Below are 16,248 nucleotides of genomic sequence, written 5' to 3' on the forward strand. Positions count from 1 at the left end.
AGGGGCGCGGCGCGGCAAGCTGCGCCCATGACCATGGAAACCCTTTTCGCCACTGCCGCCACCATTGCCGATCGCCTGAAGGCGCGCGGCGAAACCATCGCCGTTGCCGAATCGGCCGCCGGCGGCCTGATTTCGGCGGCGCTGCTGGCCGTGCCGGGCGCGTCGGCCTTCTATATCGCCGGCGCGGTCGTCTACACCCCGCGCGCGCGGCACCGGCTCCTCGGTTTGAAGCGCGAAGACGTGCGCGGCTTCATGTCGGCCACCGAACCGTTCGCGCTGTTGATGGCCGAAACCATCCGCCACCAGCACAGCACCACCTGGGGCATCGGCGAAACCGGCGCGGCCGGGCCGAACGGCAATCCCTATGGCCACGCCGCCGGGCATGATGTGGTGGCGGTGAGCGGGCCGGTGCAGATGGCGCGCACCATCGCGACGGGGTCGAGTGACCGACAGGCGAACATGGTGGCGTTTGCGGTGGCGGCGCTGGAATTGCTGGGGGAACAGCTGGTCTAATCCGCCAACGTCACGGTTCCATCCGGTCCCGGCAGCATGAACGGGTTGTACGCCACTTCCCATGGGTGGCCATCGGGATCGCAGAAATAGCCGGAGTAGCCGCCCCAGAAGGCGTCGTGGGCGGGTTTTTGCAAGGTGGCGCCGTTGGCGACGGCGCGGGCGAGGAGTTCGTCCACCTCTGCCTTGCTGCTGACATTGTGGGCCAAGGTGAAGCCACCGAAGCCCGCTCCTCTATCCGTCATGCCGCAATCTTCGGCCAATTTGTCGAACGGGTAGAGGGCGAAGGTCATGCCGCCGCACTGGAACATGGCGATGGCCTCCCACTTTCGCATCTTGCGAGGCCAGCCCATGGCTTCCCAGAAGGCGACGGCGCGGGCCATATTGTCCGTTCCGAGGGTGACGATGCTGATGCGTTGGTCCATGGATAACCTCCGGTTGAATGGGGAGACTTTGGCATGACGGCAGGAAATATGGAACGCATCGTGCTGGCACGGCATATCGTTGGCGCGCCGACGCCCGACGATTTCCGGCTGGAGACGCTGCCGATCCCGGCGCTGGAAGAGGGGCAGTTGCTGATCGCCAATCGCTTCATCAGTTGCGATCCCGGCACGCGGTCTCGGCTGTCGCCCGGCGCCTCCTATGCGCCGCCGCTGAAGGCCGGCGCGATGGTCGACGGCTTTGCGGTGGGGGAGGTGATCGAGAGCCGCCATCCGAAGTTCAGCGCTGGCGAACTGGTGATGGGCACCGGTTGGGCGACGCACATGGTGTCGAACGGGCGCGGCTATCTGTCGAAAGTGCCTGATCTCGGCGTGCCGCTCAGTCTGTGGAACGGCATATTGGGCGTGCCGGGGATGACGGCGTGGTTCGGCCTGAAGCGCGTGGCAAATTTGCAGGCGGGGGAGCGGGTGCTGGTCACGTCGGCCGCTGGGCCGGTCGGCGCGACCGCAGGCCAGCTCGCCAAGCTGTGGGGCGCTGGCCGAGTCGTCGGCATTGCCGGCGGCGCGGAGAAATGCCGTTGGTTGACCGACGTGTGCGGATTTGACGACGCCATCGATTACAAGGCGGACGATTTCGAGGCGCGCTTTGCCGAGGCCAGTGCCGAGGGCTGGGACGTGCTGTTCGACAATGTCGGCAATGCCAGCATCGATCGCGCCCTGCCGGTGATGCGCATGAAGGGCCGCATCGTCGTGTCGGGCCAGGTGGCGGATTATAATCTGACGCCGGAAGACGCGCCCGGCATCCACCACACCCGCGAATTCATCGGCAAGCGGCTGCGCATGGAAGGCATGGTGGTGTTCGACGATCTGCCGCAGTTCCCCGCCGCGCAAGCCGAACTGGCGGCGCTGATCCGCGATGGCAAGGTCGCCTATCGCGAGGAAATCTTTGACGGCCTGGCCAGCCTGCCTGCCGCCTTCTGCGGGCTGTTCAGCGGCGCGAGCTTTGGCCGGCGGCTGATCCGGCTGTAATCACATCACAGGCTCTGGGCTGGCGCATCGCCAACCATGGGCGTAAGAAGACGGCTATCGCGTTCAAAACTGCCTAAGGAACACATCACATGGGTTCGTTCAGCCTCACCCACTGGCTGGTGGTCATTCTGGTTGTCGTGCTGCTGTTCGGCCGCGGCCGCATTTCCGATCTGATGGGCGATTTCGCCAAGGGGATCAACAGCTTCAAGAAGGGGCTGAGCGACAATGACGCGCCCGCACCGCCCGCGGCCGCGCCGCCGCAGGTGACGAACGCCGGCCAGCCGCAGCCGGCGCCGCTGGGCGAAGAAACCCGCCGCTGAGCACTTGAGGGGGCAGCCCCCCGCCTTCCTCGTTCAAGTGAACCCGGCACCGCCCCATGTTTGGTATTGAGTCGTCCGAACTTCTGGTCATCGCGCTGGTGGCCCTGGTGGTCATCGGCCCCAAGGATCTGCCGCGCGTCATGCGCTGGGTGGGGCAATGGGTGGGCAAGGCCCGCGCCATGAGCCGGCATCTGCGCACCGGTTTCGATGCGATGATGCGCGAATCCGAACTGGAAGAGATGCAGAAATTGTGGGCGGCGCAGAACGACGCCATCATGAAGGCATCGGCGCTGCCGGAAAATGCCCTGCCCAATCTGGCCGGGCCGGTGCCATCCGAGCCTGCCGAAACCTCCTACGATCCGTGGCCGACCAACGACACGCCGTGGCTGCCCGCGCCGGAGCCACAGGCGCAGCCGGACATTGCTGCCGAAGCGCCGGCCAAGCCCAAGCGCGCGCGCAAGCCCCGTGCCAAGCCCGCAGCCCCAGCCGAAGCCGCGCCGCAGAGTGACGCGGCATGAGCGAGGAGATCGATCGTTCCGATATCGACGCCAGCAAGGCGCCGTTGATGGATCATCTGATCGAACTGCGCGGGCGGTTGCTGCGCTGCGTCCTCTATTTCGCCGTCGCCTTTGGCCTGGCGTTCAGCCAGGCGGGCCGGGTGTTTGATTTTCTGGTGCAACCGCTGGTCACGGCGTCGGGCACCAGCGCCAAACTGATCTACACCAAATTGTATGAGGCCTTCTTCACCGAGATCCGGGTCGCGGCCTTTGCCGGTATCTGTCTGGCGTTTCCGTTGATCGCCAACGAACTCTGGCGCTTTGTGGCGCCCGGCCTGTATCGCCGCGAGCAGAAGGCGCTGCTGCCGTTCCTGCTGGCGACGCCGATCCTGTTCACCTGCGGCGCGGCGCTGGCCTATTATGTCGTCATGCCCACGGCGTTCCGGTTCTTCCTGAGCTTTCAGCAAGTGGGCGGGGCCGGCGGCGTCGAACGCGAAGCGCTGCCCGCCATGGGCGAATATCTCGATCTGGTGATGAGCATGATCCTGGCCTTTGGCGTCGCATTTCTGCTGCCGGTGCTGCTGATGCTGCTGGAACGCTCCGGCATCATCACCCGCCAGCAATTGCAGGGCGGCCGCCGTTATTCGGTGGTGGCGGCGTTCGTGGTCGCCGCCGTGCTCACGCCGCCGGATTTGTGGTCGCAGGTCGCGCTCGCTATCCCGTTGATCCTGCTGTATGAAATTTCGATCATCGGCATCTGGATCACCGAACGGCGGCGCGCCCGCGTGGATGCCACCGCCAGCCCTTAAACGCGCCCGGCGTCGTCCTTGTTATCATTGGCGGATTTTTCGATGGTGCTGCCCGCGCTTTCGAGGTCGCGACCGGCGCCTTCCACCGTGTTGCATGCGGTCAGCAGCACCAGCGCGGCCAGCAGGCCGATTGTCGTGGTCTTCATGGATATTCTCCCTCATATCGTATCGAGATGCTGATCGCCTGCCGGCTTGCTGGCGACCGCACGGGGTGGCATCACCCGGGCATGGCGTTCATCCTGCCCGATGCCGAGCCGCCGCCCGATCTGGCGGGCGTGTTGCCCGATGGCCTGTCCCGCCAGATGCTGAACGCCGCCGTGGCCGCTTGGTTCAATGCGCCGTTTCTGAAAGGCCTGATCCGCGGCCGGACCGCCACGATGGCGCGGCTGGCCACCGACGGCCCGGATGCGGCGCTGGCCGATGCCATGGCGATGGTGCGCGACGATGCGCAGCCGATCATGCCGCGGCTGCGCACGGCCCGCCGCGACGTGGCGCTGATCACCGCGCTGGCCGATCTCGCCGGGCTGTGGCCGCTGGAGCAGGTGACGGCGGCCCTGTCGGCCTTTGCCGATGCCGCCATCGATGCCGCAATCACCACCGCGCTGGCCGAACGCGGCGCGCCCCCGCGCGGGCTGGTGGCGCTGGCGCTGGGCAAGCTCGGCAGCCATGAACTCAACTATTCGTCCGACGCCGATCTGATCTTCCTGCATGATCCCGACCTGATCCCGTGCCGGGCGGGGGAAGACCCGGGCGAGGCCGCCGTGCGCATCACCCGCCGCGCCGTGGCGATCCTGGCCGATCTGACGCCGGATGGGTATGTCGCGCGCATCGATCTGCGGCTGCGCCCCGCATCGGAAATCACCCCGATGTCGATCAGCCTCAATGCGGCCGAGCAATATTATCAATCCGAAGCGCTGACCTGGGAGCGGGTGGCCTTCATCCGCGCCCGCGCCGCCGGCGGCGATGTCGCGATGGGGGCCGCATTTCTGGGTCGCATCCGGCCATTCGTGTGGCGCCGCAGCCTGGATTATACGGCGGTGCGCGACATCCAGTCGGTCAGCTTGCGCATCCGCGATCATTTCGAAGCCGGTCAGGGCATCGGGCCCGGCTTTGACCTGAAACGTGGCCGTGGCGGCATCCGCGAGGTCGAATTTTTTGCCCAGATCCATCAGCTGATCTGGGGCGGGCGCGCGCCGGAACTGCGCTGCCCGGCCACGCTGGACGGGCTGGCGGCGCTGGGGGCGGCGGGGCATGTGCCGGCCGCGGATGTGCAGGCGCTGTCGGCCGCGTACCGCGCGCTGCGCACGCTGGAGCATCGCTTGCAGATGCGCCGCGATGAACAGACGCACGCGGTGCCGCGGCTGGCGGCCGACCGGGCAGCCGTGGCACGGCTGAGCGGATTGCAGGACGGCGCGGCGCTGGAAACCGCGCTGGCCCGCATCACGGCCCCGGTGGCGGCGGCCTATGACCGGCTGGTGCAGGCGGCACTGCCGGAAGGCACGGTGGTGCCCGCCGATCCCGCGCCCTGGCTGAAGGAACATCACCGCCCGCTGGCCAAGCTGCTGGTGCCGCTGATCGCCGGTTGGCGGCAAGGCAGATACCGATCCTTGCGTGCCGAAGCCGCCCGCGCCGATTTCGAAGCCGTGTTGCCCGGCTTGATCGACGGGCTGGCCGCTGCGGCCGACCCCGCCACGGCGGCGGGCCGGCTGGACGCCTTCCTGGCGGCGCTGCCCGCCGGCGTGCAGTTTCTCGCGCTGCTGCGGGCCAATCCGCGCCTGGTCACCCTGCTCAGCAATCTGATCGGTGTGACCCCGGTGCTGGCCGAGGCGCTGGCCCGGCAACCGGCGCTGTTCGACATCATGTTGTCGCCCGATGCCTTTGCACCGCTGCCCGATGCCGATCGGTTGACCGCCAGCCTGGCGCAGTTGTGCGCCGGCGCGGCCGGTGTGGAAGACGTGCTGGACCGGGTGCGGCGCTGGACAGCCGAATTGCGTTTTCAGCTTGGCGCCCAGTTGATCGAGGGCCATGCCGATGCGCTGACGATCGGGCGCAACCTCGCCGATTGTGCGGACGCCGCGATTCGCGTGCTGTTGCCGGTGGTGGCGGCCGATTATGCGCGGCTGCACGGCGCGGTTCCCGGCGGCGAACTGGTGGTGCTGGCGCTGGGCCGGCACGGCGGCCGGGCGATGACCCATGCCTCCGATCTTGATCTGGTGTTCCTGTTCACCGGGGATCACACGGTGGTTTCGGATGGCGAGAAGCCGCTGCCCGCCAGCCAGTATTTCAACCGGTTGGCCGCCCGGCTGGTCACCGCCTTGTCGGTGCCGACCGCGGCCGGCGCCATGTACGAGATCGACACCAGGCTGCGGCCCTGGGGGGCAAAGGGCAATCTCGCGCTGTCGATCAGCAGCTTTGCCCGATACCAGTTGGAAGAGGCGGAAAGCTGGGAGCATATGGCGCTCTGCCGGGCGCGGGTGGTGGCGGGGCCGGCAGGCACCGTGGAAGCGGTGATTGGCGGCGTTCGGGCCCAGGTGTTTGCGATGCCGCGGGACATCGACGTGCTGCGCGAATCCGTGCTGGCCATGCGCGCCGATGTGGCGACTGCCAAACCACCGCAGGGCCGGTACGACGTCAAGCTGGCGCCGGGCGGCCTCGTCGATCTGGAGTTCATCGTGCATTTCCGGCAACTTGCCACCGGGCAGGGCCTGTCCCCGGAATTGCGGCCCGCCATCGATCAACTGGTGACAGCCGGCTTGTTGCCCGCCGAACTGGCCCAGGCCCACGACCTGTTGAGCCGATCCCTGATGTGGCTGCGCCTGTTGTTCCCCGGCGCGCGCATCCCGGCCGCCATGCCGGCACAGATCGGCACCTTGCTGGGGCGTGCGCTGGGTGCGACAGATTTCGCCGATGTTCAGCAGCAACTGGCCATCGCCAAGGGCGTGGTGCGCATGGCATGGGCAGACATCATCCTCTGCAAGGGAAATGAGCCATGAATATGCCGCAGCCAGGTGACGCCGCCCCCGATTTCCGCATGGACGGCGATGCCGGCCCGATCGCCCTTTCCGATTTCGCGGGGCGCAAGTTGGTGGTGTATTTCTACCCGAAGGATGACACGCCGGGCTGCACCACCGAAGGCAAGGCGTTTTCCGCGCTGAAGGCGGATTTCGACGCCGCCGATACCGCGATTGTCGGCGTGTCGCGCGATTCGGTGGCCAGCCATGCCAAGTTTCGCACCAAGCAGGGCCTGACCGTTGCGCTGGGCAGCGATGATGGCAGCGTGACCGAAGCCTTCGGCGTGTGGGTGGAAAAATCCATGTACGGCAAGAAATATATGGGGATCGAGCGGGCGACCTTCCTGATCGGCCGTGACGGGATCATTGCCGGGGTGTGGCCGAAGGTGAAGGTGCCTGGCCATGCCGAAGCTGTGCTGGCGGCAGCCCGCGCGCTGGCGTGATGCGCCTTTGCGATGCGCGGCCAGACGCGAATCGCCTGGCCGCGAATCAGACGACAGGGCGAAATCCACTCAGATGCGCAGCAGCGGGATGGCGATCCTGCGCTCAAATTCAAATTACTTTCGGCTTGTACGCAGTGGTTTGCCGTGCAGATGCACGCTGACGGCACGATTTTGTCACACTTCACCGCCCCCGCCCAACGCTTGGCCGCTTGGGGGAGGATGACCGGTTGTTTGCCGGCACGGTGACTGCTTCATCAACGTCGTCAGCCGGGTTTTCCGGTGGCAACGGGGGCTTCAGCACAGCGCGTGTGGTGGCATTGGCATTTCATGCCGATGCTCGGGCGGGTTGTGGGTGAAATGCTCCGGCTGAGGAAAGGTTGCACCGGGTCATGCATTTTCGGATCGGCACGATCATGCTGATTGGCGCGGGGCTGCTTGCCCTTGGCGCCCCGGCATCGGCCGATGAGGCAGCCGCAACGGGTCAGGGCTCAGGCTTTGCACCGGTTTCCGCCGCCAGCGCCGTCATGGCGATGACATCCGACGACAGCGCCAGCCAGCCGGCGACCAGCGTTGCGCAAGCGCGCCGCGAATTTCTGGCCGCATTGGCCAATGAATATACCGATGCCGCCGTGCTGGCCCGCCTGCTGCCGCGCGCCGGCCAACCGGTTGCGGCCTTGATCGGCGCGGCACCGGCCGGGCAGGCGCGCGCCGAAGCGGTCCTGCGTCGGCTCGGCCTGGATCCCGAACGCTTTCTGGGTGCCCGCACCAATCTGGCGCAGGGCGGCCCGTTCATCGCGGCCAATGATCCGCAGGTGCGCAGCTTGCAGGCGGATTCGGTGCGCCAGGCCGCGATGGCCGCCACCTTCGCCAGCATCCCGGCCTTCCTGCCGGTCAACCGAGTGAAGGAATCATCGGATTTCGGCTATCGGAGTGATCCGTTCCATGGTGGCGGCGCCTTTCATGCCGGCCTCGATCTAACCGGGAAGACCGGTGAAGCCATCCATGCCGCCGCTGATGGTGTGGTGGTGCGGGCCGGCTGGTGGGCGGGCTATGGCAAGGTCGTGGTTGTCGATCACGGCAATGGCGTGGAGACACGTTATGGCCACATGTCGCGCTTTCATGTGAAGGCCGGCGATGTGGTCCGCCAGGGCCAGGTGATTGGCGGCATGGGCTCCACCGGGCGGTCCACCGGCACCCACCTGCATTTTGAAGTGCGGCTCGACGGTCGCCCGCTCGATCCGCAGCCGTTCCTCGATCTTGCCAGCTATGGCGTGAATGCACTGGCCAAGCCGCGCAAGGCCGTGGTGGCGCCGCTGAACATTGCCAGCGATGAACCCTTTGCGCCGCTGGCCAGCGACGACATGGTGATGGCCGCCGGCCGCACCTGGACTGTTCGCGCTGGCCGTTGAGCCTGCGGTTGCGCCGAAGGGTGCGACCCCCTACATTGCACCCATGGATGAACTGCCCCGCCTCAGCCCCGCCGCAGCCGGCCGCGTGTCGGCCATCGCCGCCCGTCAGGGCAAGCCGGGCCTGATGCTGCGACTGGCCGTTGATGGCGGCGGCTGTGCCGGGTTCCAGTATCGCTTTGGCCTGGAAGCGGCGCCCGCCGCCGACGACGTCGCCGTGGAAGCCCATGGCGTGACCATGTTGATCGATCCGGACAGCCTGCCGTTCCTGGCGGGTGCCGAAGTCGATTATGTCGAGAAGATCGGCGCTGCCGCCTTCGAGGTGCGCAACCCCAATGCCGCATCCGGTTGCGGCTGCGGTTCCAGCTTTTCGGTCTGACCGCCGTCGTTCAGGCCGGCACCACCGCCATCATCATCTGCCGGCGCGGCCCGGTGCGCACGGCGATTTGGCCGGCCAGCGCCTGATCCAGCGCCTCATCGCCCGAATCGACCAGCAATTGCCCTGCGGCCAGGCCTGCCAACTTGTCGGCACCGGCCAGGATGGTCAGCGCGGGCCGGCCCACCGCCCGGATGATGCGCGCGGAAAGCTGCTGATTGCCGCGCCCCAGCAGAAAGCCCTGGCCACCGATCACGCCCAGCACGAGGCGAGCGCCCACCGGCGTGCCGGCCAGCACCTGCCACAGCCGGCCTTCATCGGCATCGCGCGCCAGCAACTGCCCGCCGGCGTACACATCGACACCCAGCAACGTGCCGTCGCCGGCCAGCGCCTGTTTCACCGCCAGCATGGTGCCGCCGGTGCCGATGATCGCCAGCGGACAGTCCGTCAGTTCGCGCGCCAGCGCGGCGCAGGCGGCGGACAGGTCGGCGTTGGCGGTTCCGGGGCCGGCGGCCTTGGCGGCTTGCCGGCGCGGGCCTTGCGGCGCCGGCAGCAGGCCAAACAGCGTGGCGGCGCCGTCCGCAGCGCGATCGATGATTTCTGCAGCAAGGGGCCGCAATGCCTGGCCAGCCGCAAGTTCGCCCAGCAGGGCCGCGGCCGCCGCCGGGCTGGTGGCAAATACCGCGCTGTGCATTTTCACCCCGGCCGGAATGCCCAGCACCGGCACGACGCCCGTTGCGCCCAACAGGTCGCGCGCCGTGCCGTCCCCGCCGGCAAAGACCAGCAGATCGATGCCGGCAGCGCACACGGCCCGCGCTGCGGCAACCGTATCGGCGGCGGTGGTGACCGGTGGCGCCTGATGCACCACAATGGCCTGGTGCCCGGCGGCCAGCGCCGCCGCCTGCCCCATGGCACCACTGGCGGTGAAGATTTCAACATGGCCGATCCCGGTGAGGGCCCGAACCGCCCGCTGCCCGGCCAGCGCCTGCGCACCTTGCGCCAGTGCGCGGCCCGCCAACGCGCCGTCGCTGCCCTTCAGCGCCAGCGGGCCACCAATTCCGGCCCGGGGATTGACGATCAGGCCAAGCCGCACATGATGATCCTTTCAACCCCAGGCTTTGATGCTATCCCACGGCAGCACGGCGGACAAATCCGGCGGCAAAGGACAATGGGGGACCGAGGCGATGCCATCAGCAGTGATTTTCGATTTCGGCGGCGTCATCACCTCGTCGCCATTCGAGGCCTTTGCCCGCTATGAAGCGGCGCGTGGGCTGCCAGCCAATTTCATCCGCACCGTCAACGCGACCAACCCGGATGGCAACGCCTGGGCGCTGCTGGAGCGCAGCGAGATTGCCGGCGCCGAATTTGATGCGCTGTTCCGCACCGAGGCGCTGGCGCTGGGCCACGACGTGCCGGGCCGCGATGTGCTGCCGCTGCTCGCAGGTGGTGTGCGGCCCGGCATGGTCGCCGCGCTGAAGGCCTGCAAGGCGCAATTCAAGGTGGGGTGCATCACCAACAATGTCGCCAGTGACGATGATATCGGCTGGGGCAGCAGCGTCGCCGACATCCTGGCGCTGTTCGATCATGTCATCGAAAGCAGCAAGGCCGGCGTGCGCAAGCCCGACCCGCGCATCTATCTGATGATGTGCGAGGCGCTGGGCGTGGCGCCGGAAACTTGCGTGTATCTCGATGATCTCGGCATCAACTGCAAACCGGCGGCGGCCTTGGGCATGACGGCAATCAAGGTGACCAGCGAGGCGCAGGCACTGGCCGATCTGGCAGCGGCAACGGGGCTGCGCTTCTAGGCTCGATGGCATTCTGACGAAACCTCTTCAACGCCCTCCCCCTTGCGGGGAAAGCGAGAGACGAGCCGAAGGCGAAGCCCGTCGGGGTTGCGCACTTTGATGCCAAAGGCGGTAACGCCCACCCCCCGGATCAAGTCCGGGGCAGGCTGCGCGGCTGGCGCCGGGTCGCCCTCACCGCAGGGGGGCGGGAGTCTGGCGTTTGAACTTGAACGCAATCGACCCTGATCGCTACCACCCAACCGGATCGGCAAACGCCGTGCCGGTCCGCTCCAGCTGGGTGGCGATGGCAAATTTATGCACTTCGGTGGGGCCATCATAAAGGCGGAACGGCCGCATATCGCGGAAGATCATTTCGACGACGGTTTCCGATGTCACGCCGATGCCGCCCAATATCTGCACGCAGCGATCGGCGACCTTGAACAGATCTTCCGACACGCTGGCCTTGACGATGCTGCTTTCGTGACGGGCGCGCACGCCGTTGTCGAGCAGCCAGGCGACATGGCGGATGGCGAGCCGGGCCTGGTGCAGGGCGATTTCATTGTCGGCCAGCATGAAGTTGACGCCCTGGTGCTGGATCAAAGGCTTGCCGAAAGCCGTGCGCACCCGCGCATGTTCCAGCGCGATATGCTGGCAGCGCGCCGCCGCACCAAGCCAGCGCATGCAGTGGGTGAGCCGCGCCGGCGCGAGGCGCATCTGGGCATAACGGAACGCCGAGCCAATCTCGCCCAGCAGGTGCGACGGCCCCAGCCGCACACTGTCAAAACGCACCACGCAATGGCCTTCGACATAGTTGCGATCCATCGAATCCATCACGCGTTCGATCCGGATGCCCGGCGTGTCGCCTTCGCACAGGAACAGGGTCGGCCCGTGGGGCCCGTGCGGATTCGGCTCGACATTGGCCATGATGATCCAGGTTTTCGCGCCATTGGCCCCGGTGATCAGCCACTTCAGCCCGGAAATCTCGTAATCATTGCCATTGAACACCGCGGTGGTCTTCAATTGGCCGGGATCGCTGCCGGCGCCGTCCGGCTCGGTCATGGCGAACACGCTGCGCCGGTGCCCGGCGACCATCGGCGCCAGAAAATCCGCCACCTGATCGGGCCGGGCGATGCGCGACAGCAGATACATATTGCCTTCATCCGGCGCGGCGCAGTTCATCGCCACCGGGCCCAGCGTCGACCAGCCGGCGGCTTCGAACACCGCGGCCTGGGTGGCATGATCGAAACCCATGCCGCCCAATTCGGTGGGCGCTTGCGGCGTCAACAGGCCTTCGGCGCGGGCCAGCGCCACCAATTCGCTGCGCAGATCATCATTGGGGCCATGTTGGGTCAGCCGTGGATCGCGTTCGAACGGAATGATCCGGTCAATGACAAACTGGCGGACGCGGCGGGCCAGTGCTTTGGTTTCTTCCGGCAGGGTGAAATCGGTCACAACGCGCCTTTCCTGAACTGGCCTGCGGCATGGGCAAGGATCGCCAGCGCCAGCGGTTCAAAGCCCTGATAGCGGCTTCCGTGCATCTCGCCGCGCTGCCATTTTCGGTATAATTGCATCCAGGCGACCGCCAGTCGCAGCCGCGCCAGCGCCAGCGGCCAGACGAGATCGCCCACATCGAACCCGCTGATCGCCTGATAACGCGCCGCCACCGCCGCGCGCCCCGGCCAGCCGGGGGTGAGCGATGGCACCGCCAGCAGCGATTTCACCGCGTCGGGATCGCCCGGTTCGATCCAGTAGGACAACAGCACCGCCAGATCGAAGCTGCGCGGGCCGCGCGTCGCCATGTCCCAATCGATCATGGCGCCTGGCGCCAGCGTGTGCGCGTCGACCAGCAGATTGTCCGGCTTCAGATCCATGTGCAGCAGCACGGCGTTGCCCGAATCGGGCGGCAGCGCAGCCGCCAGGCCGGCGATCAGATCGGTCGCAGCCGCCGGCAATCCTTCCGGCCAGACGGCCGCGGCGCGCGCCGTCCAGCCCTTCAACTGGCGGGCGAAAAAGCCTTCCGGTTTGCCGAGGTCGCCAAGGCCCACATGGGCCGGATCGAGCGCATGCAGCGCGGCCATGGCGCCCAATGTAGTTTCGACCAGCGGCAGGCCGTCCGCAATGCCGGCGGGCAGCGCGCCGCCGATGGCGATGCCGCTCCGCCATTCCAGCAACTGGAATTTGGTGCCGAGCACGGCTTCATCGTCACAAAAGGCGATCAGACGCGGTGCAAGCGCGAACTGCGGGGCGAGCGCGGTCAGCACGCGGGCTTCGCGCGCCATGTCGCTGGCGCCAGCCGCCAGCACACCGGGCGGCGGCCGGCGCAGCACCGCCGGGCCGATGGTGAGCATGACAAGTTCGTTGCGGTTGGCGATGCCGCCGCCCAGGGCCTCCAACCGGGTGCCGGGCGCTGGTGCCAGCCCCACCGTCGGCAACCAGGCCAGCAAGCGGTCGAGATCGGTCATAGGCTACGCACCATCAGGCAGCGCCGCGCCGGATCGAGGCCATCGCCGGGCTGTGGCAACAATTTGGCCGCAAGCCAGGGCGGCACCAGGGCCTCGTCGGCTGCAACCGCCACAAAGCCGCGGCGCGCATAGAAGGGCGCATTCCACGGCAGCAACCGATCGGTGATCAGCGACAGACGCACACAGCCAAGGCCGGGCGCTGCGGCAATCGCGGCCGCCAGCAGCGCCCCGCCATGGCCGCCGCCCTGGGCGGCGTGCGCCACCGACAGTTCCTGAATGTGCAGCCAGCCCGCAGTTGCAGCGGCAAGCAGGAAACCCACCGGCCCGCCCGCGTCGGCCACCCACAGGCTGCCGGACCGGACGCCCATCGCGAGCAGATCGGGGGGCGTGGTGGCACCTTCGGCCAGATGCGCGACGGCCGTGCCGGCAAACAACTGCGCGGCCGACGCCTCGATTCCCGGCAGCAGCGGCAGATCGTCAGGGGTCGCCAGCCGTATCACCGCTGCCCCTGCACGGGCACGGATCGAGCGAAGTGGAGCGAAACCGGCATGCCGGCAGGGGTAACATGCCTCGCGCAGACAGCAACTATTTGTCACAAAGCGGTTACTGGAACTTGGGGCCGGCTCTGGTTATGAATCGCCGCATGGAAGACCTTTTCGTCCTGCAATCCGATCGGCTGGTGCTGCGCCGGCCGCGCCTGTCGGATTTCGACCGGCTGGCGGCCATGTGGGCACAACCGTCTGTCGTCACGCATTTCGGCGGCAAGCCGTTCAGCCGCGAGGACAGTTGGAACCGCCTGCTGCGCTATGTCGGGCATTGGGAACTGCTGGGCTATGGCATGTGGACGGCCACGCTGCGCGGCGATGATCTCCACATGGGCGATGTCGGCTTTCTGCACGGCGAGCGCACCGGCGTGCCGGCATTCGGCTGCCCGGAAGCCGGGTGGAGCTTCCACCCCGAAGCGCAAGGCCAGGGGCTGGGCAGCGAAGCCGTGGCCTGCATATTGGCATGGGCGGATGCGCAGGCCGCCAGCGGCGCCGATCCGCGCTTTGCCCGCACCGTCGCCATGATCAACCCGGCCAATGCCGCCAGCATCGCGGTGGCGCGGCGCTGCGGCTATGCGATCTTCGGCGAATCACGTTACCACGACCATCTGGTCGGCCTGTGGGAACGCCACGCGCTGGGCTGATCCGGCTCAACCTGCCTGCCGATTCAGCCGCCCCTCGATCAGCGCATCGACCACCGACGGGTCGGCCAGAGTCGACGTATCGCCCAGCGCGGCAAAGTCATTCTCCGCAATCTTGCGCAGGATGCGGCGCATGATCTTGCCGCTGCGGGTCTTCGGCAGGGCGGGCGTCAGGTGGATATGGTCGGGCACGGCGATCCCGCCGATTTCGGCGCGTACCGTGGCCTTCAGGGCATCGACCAGTGCCGGCGACGCGGCGATGCCGGCATTCAGCGTCACATAGGCATAAATGCCCTGGCCCTTCACATCGTGCGGATAGCCGACCACCGCGGCTTCGGCGACATCGACGTGGGCGACCAGCGCCGATTCAACCTCGGCGGTGCCCATGCGATGGCCGGAGACGTTGATGACATCGTCCACCCGCCCGGTGATCCACCAATAGCCATCGGCATCGCGGCGCGCGCCATCGCCGGTGAAATACTGGCCGTGATAGGTGGTGAAATAGGTCTGCGCAAAACGATCATGATCGCCGAAGATGCTGCGCGCCTGGCCGGGCCAACTGCGCCGCAGGATGAGATTGCCGCTGATATCCTGCCCCGGCGCCCAGGGGATCACCGTCCCGTCGGCTTCCACCAGCGCCGGTTCGATGCCGAACATCGGATGGCAGGCGCTGCCGGGCTTCAGCGCGGTGGCACCCGGCAAGGGGGTGATCAGCACGCCGCCGGTTTCGGTCTGCCACCAGGTGTCGACAATCGGCAGACGGCCCTTGCCGACCACGCGGTGATACCAGTTCCACGCTTCGGGATTGATCGGTTCGCCGACCGAGCCAAGCAGGCGCAGGCTGGACAAATCATGGCGTTCCACCGGCTCATCGCCATCGCGCATGATGGCGCGCAAGGCGGTGGGCGCGGTGTAGAAGATGTTGACCTTGTGCTTGGCGATCACCTGCCAGAAACGGTCGTTCGCCGGCCAGCTCGGCACGCCTTCGAACATCAGCACCGTCGCGCCGGCCGACAGTGGGCCATAGACGATATACGAATGACCGGTGATCCAGCCGACATCGGCCGTGCACCAGAAAATCTCGCCTTGGCGGTAATCGAACACGGTTTCGAAGGTGAGATTGGCCCACAACAGATAGCCGGCGGTGGTGTGCAGCACGCCCTTGGGCTTGCCGGTGGACCCTGACGTGTAGAGGATGAACAGCGGGTCTTCCGCGGCCATCGGCTCGGGCGTGCAGGTGGTCGGCAGGGTACCGCGCACCTGGTGCCACCAATGGTCGCGCTCGGCGTGGGTGGTCACCTTGCCGCCGGTGTGGCGAACGACCAGCACGGCTTCCACCGGGGTGCCGGCGGCCTCGGCTTTTTCGCAAGCGGTATCAACAATGGCTTTCAACGGGATGGCCTTGCCGCCGCGCCGGCCTTCGTCGGCGGTGATCACGAACCGGCTCTGCGCATCTTCCAGCCGTCCGGCGAGTGCCTCGGCGGAAAAGCCGCCGAACACCACCGAATGCACCGCGCCGATGCGGGCGCAGGCCAGCATCGCCATCGTGGCTTCCGGAATCATCGGCATGTAGATGGTGACGCGGTCGCCCTTCTCCACGCCGAGCGCGACCAGCGCGTTGGCCATGCGCGCCACCTCTTCACGCAATTCGCCATAGCTGATGCGGCGCGTGGCGGCGCCGGGATCGTCGGCTTCCCAGATGATCGCGATGCGGCCGGGATCGGAATCGGCCCAGCGATCGAGGCAGTTCCAGCTGGCGTTCAAGATGCCGTCTTCGAACCATTTGATCGCCACCGGGTCCCAACGCCAGTTGCCCATGATGGTGGGGGCGCGGTGCCAATCCAGCCGGGCAATCTGATCGCGCCAGAAGCCATCGGGATCATCCAGGCTCTGGGCATGGAGTGCCTGATATTGTTCGGCGGTGGTGCGGGTGATGGCCAGCGCGTCTGGTGTGACCGGGTGGATCGTGCTCATG

Annotated in this window: 18 protein-coding genes; 11 read left to right on the forward strand and 7 right to left on the reverse strand. The window is 67.1% G+C overall.

All coding sequences use genetic code 11. The annotated features are described in order from the left end of the window. The first annotated feature begins 27 nt into the window (after nt 1–27). Nucleotides 28–513 (forward strand): CinA family protein, encoded by a 486-nt coding sequence (locus tag ABWP22_RS01155; RefSeq protein WP_353198090.1) that lies wholly within the window; start codon nt 28–30, stop codon nt 511–513. On the opposite strand, the gene ABWP22_RS01160 is transcribed toward ABWP22_RS01155, so the two are convergent. Then, nucleotides 510–935 carry a VOC family protein gene (locus ABWP22_RS01160; RefSeq protein ID WP_353198091.1) on the reverse strand — a complete coding sequence of 142 codons (426 nt, stop codon included), beginning with the start codon at nt 933–935 and terminating at the stop codon, nt 510–512. The genes ABWP22_RS01155 and ABWP22_RS01160 overlap by 4 nt on opposite strands. Before the next feature lie 33 nt (nt 936–968). Between ABWP22_RS01160 and ABWP22_RS01165 the strand changes: the two genes are divergently transcribed. The 4 genes from ABWP22_RS01165 (at nt 969) to tatC (ending at nt 3,605) form a co-directional block, all read left to right on the forward strand. Further along, a complete protein-coding gene (locus ABWP22_RS01165; protein WP_353198092.1) occupies nt 969–1,979 on the forward strand; it encodes an NADP-dependent oxidoreductase in 1,011 nt (336 codons plus the stop codon). 89 nt (nt 1,980–2,068) lie between these two features. After that, entirely contained in the window at nt 2,069–2,299 is a 231-nt protein-coding gene (locus ABWP22_RS01170; RefSeq protein WP_353198093.1) for a twin-arginine translocase TatA/TatE family subunit, read from the forward strand. Nucleotides 2,300–2,355: 56 nt separating this feature from the next. Next, complete coding sequence (gene tatB / locus ABWP22_RS01175; protein WP_353198094.1) at nt 2,356–2,817, forward strand: Sec-independent protein translocase protein TatB; 462 nt, start codon at nt 2,356–2,358, stop codon at nt 2,815–2,817. Then, complete coding sequence (gene tatC / locus ABWP22_RS01180) at nt 2,814–3,605, forward strand: twin-arginine translocase subunit TatC (protein WP_353198095.1); 792 nt, start codon at nt 2,814–2,816, stop codon at nt 3,603–3,605. The genes tatB and tatC overlap by 4 nt, the downstream gene beginning before the upstream one ends. On the opposite strand, the gene ABWP22_RS01185 is transcribed toward tatC, so the two are convergent. Next, nucleotides 3,602–3,751, reverse strand: a complete 150-nt coding sequence (locus ABWP22_RS01185; RefSeq protein ID WP_353198096.1) for an entericidin A/B family lipoprotein — start codon at nt 3,749–3,751, stop codon at nt 3,602–3,604. The genes tatC and ABWP22_RS01185 overlap by 4 nt on opposite strands. 81 nt (nt 3,752–3,832) lie before the next feature. Here ABWP22_RS01185 and glnE point away from each other — a divergent pair, with 81 nt between their 5' ends. The 4 genes from glnE (at nt 3,833) to ABWP22_RS01205 (ending at nt 8,844) form a co-directional block, all read left to right on the forward strand. Continuing rightward, nucleotides 3,833–6,598, forward strand: coding sequence for a bifunctional [glutamate--ammonia ligase]-adenylyl-L-tyrosine phosphorylase/[glutamate--ammonia-ligase] adenylyltransferase (gene glnE / locus ABWP22_RS01190; RefSeq protein ID WP_353198097.1), 2,766 nt, complete (start codon nt 3,833–3,835; stop codon nt 6,596–6,598). A gap of 2 nt (nt 6,599–6,600) precedes the next feature. Then, nucleotides 6,601–7,059, forward strand: a complete 459-nt coding sequence (locus ABWP22_RS01195; RefSeq protein ID WP_353198412.1) for a peroxiredoxin — start codon at nt 6,601–6,603, stop codon at nt 7,057–7,059. A gap of 389 nt (nt 7,060–7,448) precedes the next feature. Next, nucleotides 7,449–8,468, forward strand: coding sequence for a M23 family metallopeptidase (locus tag ABWP22_RS01200; protein ID WP_353198098.1), 1,020 nt, complete (start codon nt 7,449–7,451; stop codon nt 8,466–8,468). 43 nt (nt 8,469–8,511) lie between these two features. After that, on the forward strand, nt 8,512–8,844 hold the full coding sequence (locus tag ABWP22_RS01205; RefSeq protein ID WP_353198099.1) for a HesB/IscA family protein: 333 nt from the start codon (nt 8,512–8,514) through the stop codon (nt 8,842–8,844). Between the two features lie 10 nt (nt 8,845–8,854). On the opposite strand, the gene ABWP22_RS01210 is transcribed toward ABWP22_RS01205, so the two are convergent. Beyond that, complete coding sequence (locus tag ABWP22_RS01210) at nt 8,855–9,934, reverse strand: ATP-NAD kinase family protein (RefSeq protein ID WP_353198100.1); 1,080 nt, start codon at nt 9,932–9,934, stop codon at nt 8,855–8,857. Between the two features lie 91 nt (nt 9,935–10,025). Here ABWP22_RS01210 and ABWP22_RS01215 point away from each other — a divergent pair, with 91 nt between their 5' ends. Continuing rightward, complete coding sequence (locus ABWP22_RS01215) at nt 10,026–10,646, forward strand: HAD-IA family hydrolase (protein WP_353198101.1); 621 nt, start codon at nt 10,026–10,028, stop codon at nt 10,644–10,646. Nucleotides 10,647–10,874: 228 nt separating this feature from the next. Here the strand turns inward: ABWP22_RS01215 and ABWP22_RS01220 are convergent, their stop codons facing one another. From ABWP22_RS01220 to ABWP22_RS01230, 3 genes are read right to left on the reverse strand one after another with little or no spacing between them, the layout of a single operon-like run. Next, nucleotides 10,875–12,077 carry an acyl-CoA dehydrogenase family protein gene (locus tag ABWP22_RS01220; protein WP_353198102.1) on the reverse strand — a complete coding sequence of 401 codons (1,203 nt, stop codon included), beginning with the start codon at nt 12,075–12,077 and terminating at the stop codon, nt 10,875–10,877. Next, nucleotides 12,074–13,087 carry a phosphotransferase family protein gene (locus tag ABWP22_RS01225; RefSeq protein ID WP_353198103.1) on the reverse strand — a complete coding sequence of 338 codons (1,014 nt, stop codon included), beginning with the start codon at nt 13,085–13,087 and terminating at the stop codon, nt 12,074–12,076. The genes ABWP22_RS01220 and ABWP22_RS01225 overlap by 4 nt, the downstream gene beginning before the upstream one ends. Then, on the reverse strand, nt 13,084–13,587 hold the full coding sequence (locus ABWP22_RS01230) for a GNAT family N-acetyltransferase (protein ID WP_353198104.1): 504 nt from the start codon (nt 13,585–13,587) through the stop codon (nt 13,084–13,086). The genes ABWP22_RS01225 and ABWP22_RS01230 overlap by 4 nt, the downstream gene beginning before the upstream one ends. 143 nt (nt 13,588–13,730) lie before the next feature. Here ABWP22_RS01230 and ABWP22_RS01235 point away from each other — a divergent pair, with 143 nt between their 5' ends. Beyond that, nucleotides 13,731–14,276, forward strand: a complete 546-nt coding sequence (locus ABWP22_RS01235) for a GNAT family N-acetyltransferase (protein WP_353198105.1) — start codon at nt 13,731–13,733, stop codon at nt 14,274–14,276. Between the two features lie 6 nt (nt 14,277–14,282). Here the strand turns inward: ABWP22_RS01235 and acs are convergent, their stop codons facing one another. Next, on the reverse strand, nt 14,283–16,247 hold the full coding sequence (gene acs, locus ABWP22_RS01240) for an acetate--CoA ligase (protein WP_353198106.1): 1,965 nt from the start codon (nt 16,245–16,247) through the stop codon (nt 14,283–14,285). Between the last annotated feature and the right edge of the window lies 1 nt (nt 16,248).

This window comes from Sandarakinorhabdus sp. (assembly GCF_040398665.1).
Classification (GTDB): Bacteria; Pseudomonadota; Alphaproteobacteria; order Sphingomonadales; family Sphingomonadaceae; genus Sandarakinorhabdus.

What these genes read in the sequence shown, in the direction of transcription:
- ABWP22_RS01155 (WP_353198090.1), top strand. Translation starts at nt 28, where the DNA reads ATGACCATGGAAACCCTTTTCGCCACTGCCGCCACCATTGCCGATCGC.
- ABWP22_RS01160 (WP_353198091.1), bottom strand. Translation starts at nt 935, where the DNA reads ATGGACCAACGCATCAGCATCGTCACCCTCGGAACGGACAATATGGCC.
- ABWP22_RS01165 (WP_353198092.1), top strand. Translation starts at nt 969, where the DNA reads ATGACGGCAGGAAATATGGAACGCATCGTGCTGGCACGGCATATCGTT.
- ABWP22_RS01170 (WP_353198093.1), top strand. Translation starts at nt 2,069, where the DNA reads ATGGGTTCGTTCAGCCTCACCCACTGGCTGGTGGTCATTCTGGTTGTC.
- tatB (WP_353198094.1), top strand. Translation starts at nt 2,356, where the DNA reads ATGTTTGGTATTGAGTCGTCCGAACTTCTGGTCATCGCGCTGGTGGCC.
- tatC (WP_353198095.1), top strand. Translation starts at nt 2,814, where the DNA reads ATGAGCGAGGAGATCGATCGTTCCGATATCGACGCCAGCAAGGCGCCG.
- ABWP22_RS01185 (WP_353198096.1), bottom strand. Translation starts at nt 3,751, where the DNA reads ATGAAGACCACGACAATCGGCCTGCTGGCCGCGCTGGTGCTGCTGACC.
- glnE (WP_353198097.1), top strand. Translation starts at nt 3,833, where the DNA reads ATGGCGTTCATCCTGCCCGATGCCGAGCCGCCGCCCGATCTGGCGGGC.
- ABWP22_RS01195 (WP_353198412.1), top strand. Translation starts at nt 6,601, where the DNA reads ATGCCGCAGCCAGGTGACGCCGCCCCCGATTTCCGCATGGACGGCGAT.
- ABWP22_RS01200 (WP_353198098.1), top strand. Translation starts at nt 7,449, where the DNA reads ATGCATTTTCGGATCGGCACGATCATGCTGATTGGCGCGGGGCTGCTT.
- ABWP22_RS01205 (WP_353198099.1), top strand. Translation starts at nt 8,512, where the DNA reads ATGGATGAACTGCCCCGCCTCAGCCCCGCCGCAGCCGGCCGCGTGTCG.
- ABWP22_RS01215 (WP_353198101.1), top strand. Translation starts at nt 10,026, where the DNA reads ATGCCATCAGCAGTGATTTTCGATTTCGGCGGCGTCATCACCTCGTCG.
- ABWP22_RS01225 (WP_353198103.1), bottom strand. Translation starts at nt 13,087, where the DNA reads ATGACCGATCTCGACCGCTTGCTGGCCTGGTTGCCGACGGTGGGGCTG.
- ABWP22_RS01235 (WP_353198105.1), top strand. Translation starts at nt 13,731, where the DNA reads ATGGAAGACCTTTTCGTCCTGCAATCCGATCGGCTGGTGCTGCGCCGG.
- acs (WP_353198106.1), bottom strand. Translation starts at nt 16,247, where the DNA reads ATGAGCACGATCCACCCGGTCACACCAGACGCGCTGGCCATCACCCGC.